We start from the raw sequence: 13,173 nt of genomic DNA on the forward strand, positions 1-13,173 counted from the left end.
CAACCAGGAGGTTGTTCGATGATGCCGCACGCCCGCCCCACGCAGTTCACCAGGCGACGTGTTCTTCAATTCACCGGAGCCGGTCTGGCGTTGACCGCCGTACCTGCCCTACCCGCAGCAGCCGCCGTGCCGGCAGCAGGCGGGAACACGATCACGATCCCGGCCCTCCCGTCCGCGCGGACGACCGAGCTCGACCGTACCCAGGACTCGCTCAGCGCCAGCGAACTCCGCACGACCGGCTTCTACCTGCCCGCCGGCACCGCCCTCAACATCGTCGTGCACGACGGCCTCGTCCCGACGCTCGTGATCGGCGCACCGGACGCCGACGCCCGCGCCGCCTTCAAGTCACCCCGCGAGTACCCGCTGCAGGCCGGCCGGAACACCGTCACCGACGCCGGCGGTGGTGTCGTCTACCTGAAACTGATCGGCGACTCCGGGAGCGCGAAGGTCACGATCGGCGAACAGGCACAGCCGATGCCGTACTTCGTGCTCGGCTGCACCGGCGAGGACGACTTCCAGCGCCAGCTCGACGAGCGGACCACGCCGTACGTCGAGTTCGTCGGCCCGCACGCGATGATCACCGTCGAGCGGGCGTCGGCGCTGACGTACCGCGCCGAGAACCACACGGACCTGCTCGCGACGTACGAGGACGTCATCCGGATCGAGGACGCGACCAGCGGGTACGACGGCTCCGCGCCGGTGCACGCCCGCCTGGCGCACCGGTACCACTTCGTCGGGTACCCGTCGGCGATCACCGGCGTCGGTGCGTACGCGACGCACGGGCACATGTCGTTCCCGCCGCCGATCCAGGACCGGATGCTGACCGTCGAAGGGCTCCGGACGCGCGGCTGGGGCATCTACCACGAGCTCGGGCACCAGCATCAGCAGATCACCTACAAGCCGAGCTCGCTGACCGAGGTCACGGTCAACATCTACTCGCTCGCGGTGAACGCGGTCTTCGCGACGAAGTACGGCCAGCAGCCGCGGCTGCACGCGCCGGACGCGAAGACCGGGCTCACCCCGTGGCAGAGCGCGCCCGGCAAGCTGCGGTCGCCGGGTGTCGACTACGGGAAGACGTTCGACCCGTACGAGAAGCTCGTCATGTTCGAGCAGCTGCGGCTTGCCTTCGGCGACGCCTTCTGGCCGAACCTGCACAAGCTGGTCCGGGTCGAGCGACCGTACGCGAGCGACTACACCGACGAGGCGCTCCGCCTCCGCAACCTCGTCGTACTGTGCAGCCGGACCGCCGGCCACGACCTGAGCGACTTCTTCCGGGCGTGGGGAGTGCCGGTCGACGCGGAGGCTGTCGCCCAGCTCGCCGCGCTGCACCTCACCCCGCCCGCCACCGATCCGTCGACAATCCGACAGTAGACAATCCACAGCCAAAGGACGAAGGCACCCACCGGGTCGAGGTGGGTGCCTTCGTCGTACTGGGTGAGCTCAGTCGCGGAGGAAGAGCTCGATCACGCAGCTGTCGACCTCCGGCGCGCGGTTCGGCAGCTTCAAGGTCAGCGTGTTGTCCGGCAGGCCGGTCAGATAGGTATGAGCCGGTGCGGAAGGATCCACGGTCATCCGCTTCACCTCCGACGCATCGTGCAGGAACTGTGCGTACTCCACCCGATCGCCCAGCCCCGGCAGATGCAGATGTCCCATCGGCCATGCGAACACGTGCAGGTACAACCGCCGCCCGTTCTGCGTGTAGCGGCAATCGGCGGGCGGCACATACGCACTGGGACCGCACCCGCGGATCGACCGCTCGTGCAGCTTCATCCACGAGCCGACTCCGGCGAGCGCCTCGAGGGCCCGGGGTTCCCAGGCGCCGCGTCCGTTGGGACCGACGTTGAGCAGCATGTTGCCGCCCTTCGAGACCGAGTCGACCAGCATCCGGATCAGCAACGCCGGCGACTTCCAGTCGTGGTTGTCGCGGTGATACCCCCAGCTGCCGTTCAGCGTCTGGCAGGCCTCCCACGGCACCTGCGTACCGTTGCCGGCAGCAACTTCGTTACCCGGCGGCTGCACCTGCTCCGGCGTGGTGAAGTCACCCGAGCCGAGCCCCAGCCGATTGTTCACCAGGATCCCCGGCTGCAGCTCCCGCACCATCGCGAGCAGCTCCTCCGACCGCCACTCGTCCGGTCCCTTGGCGTTGAACCCGCGATCCGCGTACGAGAAGTCGAACCACATCACGTCGATCTTCCCGTACGACGTGAGCAGCTCGCGGACCTGGCCGTGCAGGTAGTCGGCGTACTTCGACACGTCGCGATCCGCCGTCCGGTCGATGAAGTCGACGTCCTTGCGCTGCGGGTGGTGCAGGTCCACCGGGAACTCCGGGTGGTGCCAGTCGAGCAGCGAGTGGTACAGCCCGATCCTGAAACCGCGGTCCCGGAACGCCGACACCATCGGCGCCAGCAGGTCCTCGCCGTACGGCGTGTGCGGCGCCGAGTAGTCGGTCAGCTTCGAGTCCCACAGGCAGAACCCGTCGTGGTGCTTGGTGGTGATCACCAGGTACCGCATCCCGGCGTTCCAGGCGTCCTCGGCCCACTGCACCGGGTCGTAGAGGTCCGGGTCGAAGTGGTCGAAGTACGCCTGGTACTCGGCGTCGGTGAGCTGTTCGTACGACTTCACCCACTCGTGCCGCGCCGCGGCCGCGTAGATGCCCCAGTGCACGAACAGCCCGAACCGGGCCTCGGTCAGCCAGCTCATCGAGGGCTCGCACCGCCGCTCAGCGCCGTCTCGTACTCGCCGCGGATCTTGTCCCCGCCGTCCTTCTTCCACTTCGCCAGCGCCGCGTCGAACGCGCTGATCGGCTTCCGGCCGGCGATCACGTCGTTGCGGACGTCGGAGAACGCCTGCCCGATGTCGCCCCCGGCCTTGTCGTTGGTCGGCGAGATCATCGACGTGGTCGGGTCCTTCACGACCATCCCGAGCAGCTTGGTCAGGTCCGCGTGCGCGTTGTCGACGTACGTCGGGTCGGTGGCGTTGAACAGCACCTGCGGGGGCGCCGCGATGTACTTCCACGGCACGGTCAGCTCGGCCTCGCCCTTGCTGGTCTGCTTCGGGTTGCCGTTGGCGTCCCGGGTGAAGTCGACGCCCTCGACGCCGTACGTGAGCAGCAGGTTCTCGGTACTGCCGAACGGGGCGGCGAAGAAGTTCGCGACAGCGAGCAGCTCCTTGGCGCGGGCCTCGTCGGACTTCTTCATCAGCGTGTACGCGAACAGCACGTTGTCCGCCCAGGTGTTCGCCTTGCCGCCCTTCGGCGCCATCGGCACGAACGCGCGCGGGTCGTTCTTCGGATCGAGCCGCTTCATCGCCTTGCTGTAGTCCGTGTACGCCGGGAACCCGTCGTACACGAAGGTGCCCTTGCCGGACTTGAACGAGTTCTTCCGGGCGGTGCCGTCGGCGCCGTCGGAGCCCGGGACGACCACGCCGGCCTTCACGAGTTGGACGGCGAACTCGAGCGCGGCCTTGTACTCCGGGGTCTCGAAGCTCTTCACGAGCTTGCCGCCGTCCTCCTTCCAGCCGTACGGGACGCCGAACATCTGCTGGACGAACGTGAAGAACGTGTTGCCCTTGGAGTTCACGATCGCCCACTGGCCCTGCTGCGGCTTGGTCAGCTCCTTGCAGGCGGCCAGGAAGTCCTCGGCGCTCGCCGGGTACTCGATGCCGGCGGCGTCCAGCAGGCGCTTGTTGTAGAAGCCGGCGCCGCCGGTGATGCTGCGCGGGATCGGCAGCCCGTAGATCTTGTCCTGGACGACGCAGGCCTGCCAGATCACCTGCGGGATGTTCGCCAGGTTCGGGTAGTCCTTCACCTTGTCGCCGCTCAGGTACGGCGTCAGGTCGGTGCACTTCGCCGACAGGAACGCCGGTAGATTGTTGACAAGCGTCGAGTCCGACAGCAGGAACAAGTCCGGCAGCTGGTTCGCGGCCAGCACCGTCTGGAACTTGGTCGCCCAGTCGCTGTCCGGGACGATGGTCAGGTCCAGCGTCCCGCCGAGCTGCTTCTCGACCGCCTGCCAGGCCGTGTTCTTGTCCTTCGACGGCGGCAGCGGGTCGAAGATGTCGGTCATCACGCTGACCTTGCCGCCGCTCAACGGCGGCGACTTGACCGTGGTGACGAGTTCCTTCGGGTACGTCCGGTAACCCGGCGGTACGCCGTCCGCGGTGCCGGCCAGATCCGGCTTCGGGCCGGCGAACGGCACGTACGACGGCAGCGTGACCGTGGACGCGCGGGCGGTGCCGGCCGTCGTACTGCCGTTGCTGCAGGCAACCAGCGTCGGGACGCCGGTGGCGCTCATCACGGCGACACCGACCGCGCTCCGCAAGAAGTTGCGGCGGTTGAGGGAGGGGGTGGTCACGGTCATTTCTCCTAACCCTTGATGGCGCCGGTGAGTACGCCCTTGGTGAAGTAGCGCTGCAGGAACGGGTAGACGCAGAGGATGGGGACGAGCGCGACCACGACGACGGCCATCTGCACGGCCTGGATCGAGGCGACCGCCTCGCCGGGGGACTCGGTGCCGCCGCCGACCGGTTGCCCCTGCAGGACGTAGAGGCGCAGTACGAGCGGCAGCGGCCACTTACCGGTGTCGCTGAGGTAGAGCAGTGCGTTGAAGAACGCGTTCCAGTGGCCGACCGCGTAGAACAGCGCGACGACGGCGAGCACCGCCTTCGACAGCGGCAGCACGATCCGGATCAGGATCGCGAGGTCGCCGGCGCCGTCGATCCGGGCGCTGTCCAGCAGCTCGGCCGGGATGTTCTGGAAGAAGTTGCGCAGCACCAGGAAGTTGAAGGCGCTGACCAGCCCCGGGACGATCAGCGACGTGTACGAGTCGTACATGCCGAGCGCCTTCACGAGCAGGAAGTTCGGGATGATGCCGGCGCCGAACAGCATCGTGAACAGGACCGCGGTGAGGATGAACCGCCCGCCGACGATCGGCCGGCTGAGCCCGTACGCGAGGGCGATCGTGACGACCATGTTCAGCGCCGTACCGATCACCGTGATCGCCGCGCTGACCAGCAGCGCGTGACTCACCACGCCACCGGCGAAGATCGTCCTGTACGCCGCCAGCGTCGGTTCGCTCGGGAACAGCGGGATGATCCCGCCGCGACGGGTGATCTCGGACTCACCGGCCAGGCTGGTCGCGACGATGTTGACGAACGGGTACAGCACCAGCAGGCAGACGACGGCGATCACCACGGCCTTGACCGCCAGCCCGGCCCTGCTCGGCGCCTCCATCCACGGTGGACGCTGGGAGGTCTTCATCGGCTGTAGATCCCTTCGTGTCCGAAGCGGTGGGCGATCTTGTTCGCGCCGAGGATCAGGGCCAGGCCGATGACGCCCTTGACCAGGCCGACCGCGGCGGCCGGGCCCCACTGGCCGTCGAGCACGCCGTGGAAGTAGACGTACGTGTCGAGCACCTCGGCTGCGTCCGCGCCGACCGCGTCGCGCTGCAGCAGGATCTGCTCGAAGCCGACCGAGAGAATGCTGCCCAGGTTGAGGATCAGCAGCAGCAAGGTCACCGGCACGATGCCCGGCAACGTCACGTGCCACAGCCGCCGCCACCGGTCGGCGCCGTCGATGGCGGCCGCCTCGTAGTGCTCGGTGTCGATGTTCAGCAGCGCGGCGAGGTAGATGATCGTGCCCCAGCCGGCGTCCTTCCAGATCAGCTGCAGCGTCACCAGCCACGGGAAGAACCCGGGGCTGGTCATCAGGTCGACACGCGGCAGCCCGAGGTCGCCGAGCAACTGCGGAAGCAGGCCGGTGCCGCCGATCAGCTGCTGGCTGATCGAGATGAGGATCACCCAGCCGATGAAGTGCGGCAGGTACACGACGCTCTGCACGAACCGCTTGATCTTCGGGCTGACGATGCTGTTCAGCAGCAGAGCCAGCCCGATCGGCGCCGGGAAGAACAGGACCAGCTGGAGTACGGCGAACTTCAGCGTGTTCAGCAGCGCGCGGTAGAAGGACGGCTCGGCGAACACCGCGAAGTTCCCGAAGCCGACCCACGGGCTCTCCTTGAACCCGAGGTACGGCTGGTAGTCCTGGAAGACGATCACGTTGCCCAGCAGCGGCACGTAGTGGAACACCACGAAGAACAGGAATCCGGGCAGCACCAGCAGCAGCATCACCCGGTCCCGGCGCAGCCGTGCCCACAGGCCGGGGCCGGGCTGCCGGACCGCCGCGGGCCGGCGCGACGAACGGCTGACGCGATGCATGTTCCTCCCGATAGTAAGCGTTTGCTGTCGGATGTGTCAGCAACCATGAAACCTGTACTGCCTTGCTGTCAAGCACTTGTGGGAAGTTCCCTTGACGGGCTTCGGTTCACTGCTTACGGTTTCCAGTAACCGTTTACTAGGAGTGATCCGTGCCGAAACCTGAAACCGACCCGGTCCACCGGCCGCGGTTGCGTACGCTCGTCGCGATGCCCGCCGAGACCTGGTCGGAGGTGTTCACCCCAGCCGCTCGCCACCGGCTGGAGTCCGTCGCAGACCTGCTCGGCATGCACCCAGCCGCCGCCCAACCGAACGGCGTGCTGCCGGGCGGGGTGCGGTCGGGGGGCGCGCAGTCGGGCGGGGTGCTGGGGAGCGTTCCGCGGTTGCAGGGGTCGTTTGCTTCGGTGGCGGGTGAGTTGGCGGAGGCGGACGTGCTGCTGACCGGGTGGGGTTGTCCGCGGATCACGGCCGAGGTGCTGGACGCGGCGCCGAAGCTGCGGGCGGTCGTGCACGCCGCCGGGACGGTCAAGACGTTCGTGGATCCGGTCGTGTTCGAGCGCGGGGTCGAGGTCTCGTCGGCGGCCGCGGCGAACGCGATCCCGGTGGCGGAGTTCACGGTGGCGGCGATCGTGCTGGCCGCGAAGCGGGCGTTCCGGCAACGGGACTGGTTCCGGACGTCGGGTACCAAGCGGCCGTTGCCCGGGGCACCGATCCTCGGCACCCTCGGTACGACGGTCGGCGTGCTCGGCGCGTCGCGGATCGGCCGGCAGGTGATCGAGCGGCTCCGGTACCTCGATGTCGACGTACTGGTGAGTGATCCGTACCTGAGCCGGGCGGAGGCGGCGGCGCTCGGAGCGCGGTGGTGCGAGCTGCCGGAGCTGTTCGCGGCGAGCGACATCGTCACCGTGCATGCGCCGTTGCTGCCTGAGACGCGCGGGCTGGTGACGGGGGAGCTGCTGGCGGCGATGCCGGACGGCGGGGTGCTGATCAACACGGCGCGGGGGCCGGTGGTGGATCACGCGGCGCTGGAGCGCGAGTGCGTCGCCGGGCGTCTGGACGCGATCCTCGACGTGACCGACCCCGAACCCCTGCCGCCGGACTCACCGATGCTGCGGTTGCCGAACGTCTTCGTCACCCCGCACCTGGCCGGTGCCATGGGCAACGAATCGACGCGCCTGGGTGACGCCGCGGTCGCCGAACTCGAACGCCTCGCGGCCGGCCACCCACTCGCCCACGGCATCACCCGCGACGACCTGAGCCGGATCGCATGACCCCCGCCCCCACCACCCCGGCTCCCGCCCGGCGCCCGGCGACCCGAGGGGATATCCGTGCGCGATGCCGGTTCTCCCCCCTTGACAGCAGCGGAGAACCGTCCACGCCGAGGGATGTCCGTCCGTGTCGGCAGCCGGGCAGGCGGAGCGGCCGCGCGCGGGCGGGGTGGGCGCTGTGACGCGTGGCCGTGGGTTGGCGTTGCCGGCGCCGGATCGGGTGTTGTCTTCGCGGACGGGGTACACGCGGGAGACGTGGCTGGCGGTGGCGGATCATCTGCTGGATTCGTTGGTGCCTTGGTTCTCGGCGAGTGGGGCGCAGGTTCGGTTGCCGGGGCGGGGGAGTTGGTCGGGGGCGGACTGCGACGGGTTGGAGGGGTTCGCGCGGTCGTTCCTGCTGGCGGCGTTCCGGATCGCGGCGGGGCCGGGCGACGAGCGGTTGGTGGAGCGGTACGCGCGCGGGCTCGTCGCGGGGGCGGCCGGGGAGTGGCCGCGGTTGACGCCGTGTTCGCAGCAGATGGTGGAGGCGGCGGCGATCGCGGTCGGGTTGCACGAGTCGCGGGCCTGGCTGTGGGACCGGCTGGACGGGCGGGAGCAGCAGGTTGTCGTCGACTGGCTGAGCGGGTTCGTCGGGTCGCGGACGTGGGACAACAACTGGCGGTTGTTCCAGGTCGTCGGCGAGCAGTTCCTCGCGTCGGTCGGCGCGTCGTACGCGCAGGACGACATCGACGCGGGCCTGGAGCGGATCGAGGACTGGTACGTCGGCGACGGCTGGTACTCCGACGGGCCCGGGCAGAACTTCGACCATTACATCGGGTGGGCGATGCATCTCTACCCAGGCCTGTGGACGCGGATGGCCGGTCCGTCGGCGGACGGCCGGCTCGCGGTGTATCGCGAGCGGCTGCACCGCTTCATCGAGGACGCCGTACACCTGACCGGGTCGGACGGTGCGCCCGTGCATTTCGGGCGGTCGCTCTGCTACCGGATGGGTACTGCGGCACCGTACTGGATGGGGGCGCTGCTCGACGCGACACCGCTGACGCCAGGGCAGACGAGGCGGCTGTGTTCGGGGACGCTGCGGCACTTCGTCGATCACGGCGTACCCGACGAGCGGGGGCTGCTGACGCTCGGCTGGCATCACCATTTCCTTCCGGTGACGCAGCCGTACTCCGGACCTGCCTCGCCGTACTGGGCCTCGAAGGGTTTCCTCGGGTTGCTGCTTCCGCCTGAGCACGAGGTGTGGACGGCGCGGGAGGAGGCGGTCCCGCTCGACGTCCGTGACCAGGTGCGGGCGATGCCGGCGCCCGGCTTCCTGATCCAGGCGACCAAGCACGACGGGATCGTCCGCCTCCTCAACCACGGCAGCGACCACGGCGGCGAGGGCGATCCGCACTACAACCGGCTCGCCTATTCGAGCCGCACCGCGCCGGAGCTGACCGAGGAGATTGTTGACAATCAGATTGTCGTCGGCGCCCAAGGTCCACGAACGCTCATCCGGCGGCGGGCTGTCGACGGCAGTAGTGCGGCGTCGTGGTGGGAGGCGGGGGAGGCGCGTATCGAGGTGATGTCCGTTGTGCAGGGGCGGATCGAGGTGCGGTGTGCGTTGGTGGACGGGCCCGCGGGGGTCGTACGGCATGGGGGTTATGCGGTGGCCGGGGTCGAGCGGCCCGACGAGCGCACCGGCGAGCTCTGGGCGCAGGCGACCCGCGTGGACCGGTTGAGTTCGGCCATCGTCGGACTGCACGGCTACCAGCGAGCCGGCGTACGACGGGGGCTGGATTCGAACGCGTTCGGGCCGCACTCGGCGACGCCGTACCTGGAGGCGGAGTACGACGGGAAAGGTCCCCGGGTGCTGGTCGCGGCGGTGGTACTGTCCGGCGACACGGTGTGGGCGCGGCAGCTGGGTGAGAGCATCGGCGTGACGGTGCACGGGACCCAGGTGACCGTGCGGTTCGCGGACGGTACGCGGACCGGCGTACAGCTGGGCGAGGAGGTGGACGATGGCGGCGGAACCGCCGCGGGCGCGGGCGCGCCGGCGTGATCCCGAGGCGGCCCGGACCATCCGGGACGTGGCCGCCCGGGCCGGGGTGTCCACCGCGACCGTCTCCCGTGTTGTCAACGGCAACTATCCGGTCGCGGCCGGGACCCGGACCGCGGTGGAGCGGGCGATGCGCGAGCTCGGGTACGTCGCGAACGCGCACGCCAGGGCACTGGCCGGGTCCACCACCCGGGTGGTCGGGATCGTGGTCAGCGAGATCGTCGACCCGTTCTTCGCATACATCGCCCGCGGCGTGCAGTCCGAGGCGCTGTCGTCCGGCCGGCTCTGCCTGGTCTGCTCGACCCAGGGCGGCGACTCCGCCGAGCTCCGGTTCGTCGACCTGCTGCTCGAGCAGCGCGCGGACGCGGTGATCCTGGTCGGCGGCGCGGTCGAGGACCAGGAGTACTTCGCCACCATCGGACAGCGCGCGGAGCAGCTGGCGAAGAGCGGTTCGAGCCTGGTGCTCTGCGGGCGGCCCGGCCTGAAGGCCGGCGTACCGGCGTACGCCGTGGACTACGACAACGCCGGTGGCGCGGCCGCGATCACCGACCACCTGCTGAGCGCCGGGCACACCAGGATCCTGTACCTCGGCGGACCGACGACGCTGTCCACGACGACGGCCCGAGTCCGCGGTTTCCGGCAGGCGTACGCCGCCCGCAGGCTCGAGCACGATCCCGCACTGGTCCGGACCGGCGCGTTCGGCCGCCAGTGGGGCCACGACCAGACGCTCCGCGCCCTCGACGACGGTCTCGACTTCACCGCGGTCTTCGCGGCCAACGACATCGTCGCGGCCGGCGTGTACGCCGCGCTCCGCGAACGCGGGCTGAGCATCCCGGGAGACATCTCGGTGGTCGGGTACGACGACGTACCGGTCGCGGTCGAGCTGCAACCCGCGCTCACCACCGTCCGGGTCCCGCTCGAAGAGCTCGGCCGGGCCGCCGTCCGCGCGGGCATCGCCGGCCAGCAGCCCAGCGCGGACCCGTTCGCGCACCAGCAGCAGGCGACCACGCTCGGCACCGTGGTCGTGGTCCGTGACTCAGTGGCACCGCCTCGCGCCCGCTGATCACTCAGTGTTGACGGACGGTGACGAAACGGCACTTGACATATCTGGTGCCGAGGTTTGAGACTCAGCTCACTTTCGTGATCCGAGAGCGCTCTCAAACCCCGTCCAGTTCCAGGGAGCAAACCCCATGCGGCCGAGTGCCCGCTGTCGCCCCGTGGCCGGCCTGCTCGCCGGTGCCGTCCTGCTGCTCGCCACCGCCTGTGCCGGCGGATCCGGTGCGCCCGACGCCGCCGACGGCCCGAAGATCGAGCTCACCGTCGCGACGTTCAACGAGTTCGGCTACGCCGACCTGTACGCCGAGTACGAGGCCCAGCACCCGAACATCACGATCGTCGAGCAGCGCGCGAAGACCGTCGACGACCACGTCAAGAACCTGGACGCGAACCTGGCCCGCGGTGCCGGGCTGGCCGACATCGAGGCGATGGAGGTCAGCTGGATCTACAAGTACCTGGCCAAGGCCGACCAGTTCATCGACCTGCGCAAGTACGGCGCGGACGACCTGAAGGACCGCTGGCTGGGCTGGAAACTCGACGGTGCGACCACCACCGACGGGAAGATCATCGGGTACGGCACGGACATCGGTCCGGAGGCGATCTGCTACCGCCGCGACCTGTTCGCGAAGGCGGGGCTGCCGACGGACCGGGCCAAGGTGGCCAAGCTGTTCCAGGACTGGCCGTCGTACTTCGCGGTCGGCCGGACGTTCAAGCAGCGCATGCCGGGGTCGGCCTGGTACGACTCGGCCGTCCTGACCTGGGAGGCGATGCGCAACCAGCTGATCCAGGCGTACTACTCGAACCAGGACCGCTTCCTCGGCGACGAGAACCCGCTGCTGAAACGCACCTGGGACCAGGTCGTCGCGGGCAGCAAGGACGGGCTGTCGGCAGGGCTGCCGGCCTGGAGCGATGCGTGGAACTCGGCGTTCCGCACCGACAAGTTCGCGACGATGGCCTGCCCGGGCTGGCTGCTCGGTGTGATCCAGGACAACGCGGGGAGCTTCGGCAAGGGCAAGTGGGACGTCGCCGACGTGTTCCCGGGCGGCGGCGGCAACTGGGGCGGGTCGTACCTGACCGTCCCGGTGCAGTCGCCGCATCCGGAGGAGGCCGCCAAGCTCGCCGCCTGGCTGACCGCGCCGGAGCAGCAGGTGCAGGTGTTCAAGAAGATCGGCTCGTTCCCGTCCACGGTCGACGCGTACGACGACCCGCAGGTGAAGTCGCAGGTGAACGCGTACTTCAACAACGCGCCGGTCGGACAGATCTTCGTCGACCGCGCGCGCAGCGTGTTCCTCAAGCAGCACAAGGGCCCGCGGGACGGCGAGATCAACCAGATCTTCACCGCCGCACTGGCCCGGGTCGACGCCGGCAAGCAGGCACCGGACGCCGCCTGGCGGCAGGCCCTGGCCGCGGCGGACCGGGCGGCGAACGTCCGGGTCGGCAGCTGAGCGGGCAGCCGAGAGGGCGACTGAAGTTTTCTGCCGACACACCCCGCTCCGGTGGCCAACGGCCGACGCGTGATCGACCGGCGAGGTACTACGGTGTGAACGCAGGCCGATCACGTACCGAGGAGGGCCATGAACGAGTCCGGTTCTCCGACACTGGAAGAGGTCGCGGCGCTCGCCGGGGTGTCCCGGGCGACCGTCTCGCGGGTCGTGAACGGGTCGCCGAAGGTGCTGCCGGACACGGTGGCCGCGGTCGAGCAGGCGATCCGCCAGCTCGGCTACGTCCCGAACCGGGCGGCCCGCGCGCTGGTGACCCGGCGTACGGACTCGATCGCGATCGTCGTGCCGGAGCCGGACAGCCGGGTGTTCTCGGATCCGTTCTTCGCCGGCATGCTGAGCGGGGTCAGCCGGATGCTGGCGCCGACGCCGTCCCAGCTGGTGCTGCTGATCGAGCCGGCTGCAGAACCGACCGGAGCCGATGACCAGCGCCTGCTGCGGTACCTGCGCGGCGGGCACGTCGACGGCGCGATCATCATCAGCCACCACGGCCGCGACAACGTGCTGCAGGAACTGGCCCAGCTGCCGTTGCCGATCGTGTTCAGCGCGCGGCCGCTCGGCGTCGACGTACCGGTCGCGAGTGTGGACGTGGACAATGTGGCGGGCGCACGGACCGGCGTACAGCATCTGCTGTCGATCGGGCGCCGGAAGGTCGCGACGGTCGCCGGGCCGCTCGACATGACCGCGGGCATCGACCGGCTGACCGGTTACCGGGAAGTGATGAAGGAGGCCGGACTGCCCGCGATGATCGGGTACGGCGACTTCACCGCGGACGGCGGCGAACAGGCGACGCTGCGGCTGCTGGACGACCACCCCGACCTGGACGGGCTGTTCGTGGCCTCCGACCTGATGGCGACCGCCGCGCTCCGGGTGCTGTCGCAGAGCGGCCGCCGGGTCCCGGCCGACGTCGCCGTGGTCGGCTTCGACGACTCCGTACTGGCCACCACGACCACGCCCAAACTCACCACGGTCCGGCAGCCGGTGGAGCAGCTCGGCGCCCGGCTGGCCGAGATCCTGCTCGCGAAGATCGCCGGCGCCGAGCACACCGAGCCGGAGATCTACAGCACCGAGCTGGTGATCCGCGACAGCGCGTGACCGTTGCTCT

At 69.4% G+C, this 13,173-nt stretch carries 10 protein-coding genes; 6 read left to right on the forward strand and 4 right to left on the reverse strand.

Annotated elements, in window-relative coordinates; all coding sequences use genetic code 11:
- Positions 1-18: 18 nt before the first annotated feature.
- Positions 19-1,371, forward strand: coding sequence for a M60 family metallopeptidase (locus tag AB0M51_RS01535; RefSeq protein WP_344190053.1), 1,353 nt, complete (start codon positions 19-21; stop codon positions 1,369-1,371).
- Positions 1,372-1,440: 69 nt separating this feature from the next.
- On the opposite strand, the gene AB0M51_RS01540 is transcribed toward AB0M51_RS01535, so the two are convergent.
- Genes AB0M51_RS01540 through AB0M51_RS01555 form a run of 4 tightly spaced genes read right to left on the reverse strand, consistent with a single transcriptional unit; the run spans position 1,441 to position 6,210 of the window.
- The gene (locus AB0M51_RS01540) at positions 1,441-2,700 is read right to left on the reverse strand and encodes an alpha-L-fucosidase (protein WP_344190051.1); all 1,260 of its coding nucleotides are present in this window, start codon (positions 2,698-2,700) and stop codon (positions 1,441-1,443) included.
- A complete protein-coding gene (locus tag AB0M51_RS01545) occupies positions 2,697-4,352 on the reverse strand; it encodes a hypothetical protein (RefSeq protein WP_344190049.1) in 1,656 nt (551 codons plus the stop codon). The genes AB0M51_RS01540 and AB0M51_RS01545 overlap by 4 nt, the downstream gene beginning before the upstream one ends.
- Positions 4,353-4,363: 11 nt before the next feature.
- Entirely contained in the window at positions 4,364-5,257 is an 894-nt protein-coding gene (locus AB0M51_RS01550; RefSeq protein WP_344190047.1) for a carbohydrate ABC transporter permease, read from the reverse strand.
- The gene (locus AB0M51_RS01555) at positions 5,254-6,210 is read right to left on the reverse strand and encodes an ABC transporter permease subunit (protein ID WP_344190045.1); all 957 of its coding nucleotides are present in this window, start codon (positions 6,208-6,210) and stop codon (positions 5,254-5,256) included. The genes AB0M51_RS01550 and AB0M51_RS01555 overlap by 4 nt, the downstream gene beginning before the upstream one ends.
- 149 nt (positions 6,211-6,359) lie before the next feature.
- Between AB0M51_RS01555 and AB0M51_RS01560 the strand changes: the two genes are divergently transcribed.
- The 5 genes from AB0M51_RS01560 (at position 6,360) to AB0M51_RS01580 (ending at position 13,163) form a co-directional block, all read left to right on the forward strand.
- The gene (locus tag AB0M51_RS01560) at positions 6,360-7,478 is read left to right on the forward strand and encodes a hydroxyacid dehydrogenase (protein ID WP_344190043.1); all 1,119 of its coding nucleotides are present in this window, start codon (positions 6,360-6,362) and stop codon (positions 7,476-7,478) included.
- 175 nt (positions 7,479-7,653) lie between these two features.
- Positions 7,654-9,516 carry a DUF2264 domain-containing protein gene (locus AB0M51_RS01565; RefSeq protein ID WP_363747643.1) on the forward strand — a complete coding sequence of 621 codons (1,863 nt, stop codon included), beginning with the start codon at positions 7,654-7,656 and terminating at the stop codon, positions 9,514-9,516.
- Positions 9,476-10,576 (forward strand): LacI family DNA-binding transcriptional regulator, encoded by a 1,101-nt coding sequence (locus tag AB0M51_RS01570; RefSeq protein WP_344190039.1) that lies wholly within the window; start codon positions 9,476-9,478, stop codon positions 10,574-10,576. Before AB0M51_RS01565 ends, AB0M51_RS01570 begins: the two co-directional genes overlap by 41 nt.
- 127 nt (positions 10,577-10,703) lie before the next feature.
- Positions 10,704-12,014, forward strand: a complete 1,311-nt coding sequence (locus AB0M51_RS01575) for an ABC transporter substrate-binding protein (RefSeq protein ID WP_344190037.1) — start codon at positions 10,704-10,706, stop codon at positions 12,012-12,014.
- 129 nt (positions 12,015-12,143) lie between these two features.
- A complete protein-coding gene (locus tag AB0M51_RS01580) occupies positions 12,144-13,163 on the forward strand; it encodes a LacI family DNA-binding transcriptional regulator (protein WP_344190035.1) in 1,020 nt (339 codons plus the stop codon).
- Positions 13,164-13,173: the final 10 nt, after the last annotated feature.

It is taken from the genome of Kribbella sp. NPDC051137 (assembly GCF_040682535.1).
Classification (GTDB): Bacteria; Actinomycetota; Actinomycetes; order Propionibacteriales; family Kribbellaceae; genus Kribbella; species Kribbella karoonensis.

Excerpts from the sequence above, each read along its gene's own strand:
- AB0M51_RS01575 (WP_344190037.1), top strand. The coding sequence starts at position 10,704 with ATGCGGCCGAGTGCCCGCTGTCGCCCCGTGGCCGGCCTGCTCGCCGGT.
- AB0M51_RS01555 (WP_344190045.1), bottom strand. The coding sequence starts at position 6,210 with ATGCATCGCGTCAGCCGTTCGTCGCGCCGGCCCGCGGCGGTCCGGCAG.
- AB0M51_RS01570 (WP_344190039.1), top strand. The coding sequence starts at position 9,476 with ATGGCGGCGGAACCGCCGCGGGCGCGGGCGCGCCGGCGTGATCCCGAG.
- AB0M51_RS01580 (WP_344190035.1), top strand. The coding sequence starts at position 12,144 with ATGAACGAGTCCGGTTCTCCGACACTGGAAGAGGTCGCGGCGCTCGCC.
- AB0M51_RS01535 (WP_344190053.1), top strand. The coding sequence starts at position 19 with ATGATGCCGCACGCCCGCCCCACGCAGTTCACCAGGCGACGTGTTCTT.
- AB0M51_RS01540 (WP_344190051.1), bottom strand. The coding sequence starts at position 2,700 with ATGAGCTGGCTGACCGAGGCCCGGTTCGGGCTGTTCGTGCACTGGGGC.
- AB0M51_RS01550 (WP_344190047.1), bottom strand. The coding sequence starts at position 5,257 with ATGAAGACCTCCCAGCGTCCACCGTGGATGGAGGCGCCGAGCAGGGCC.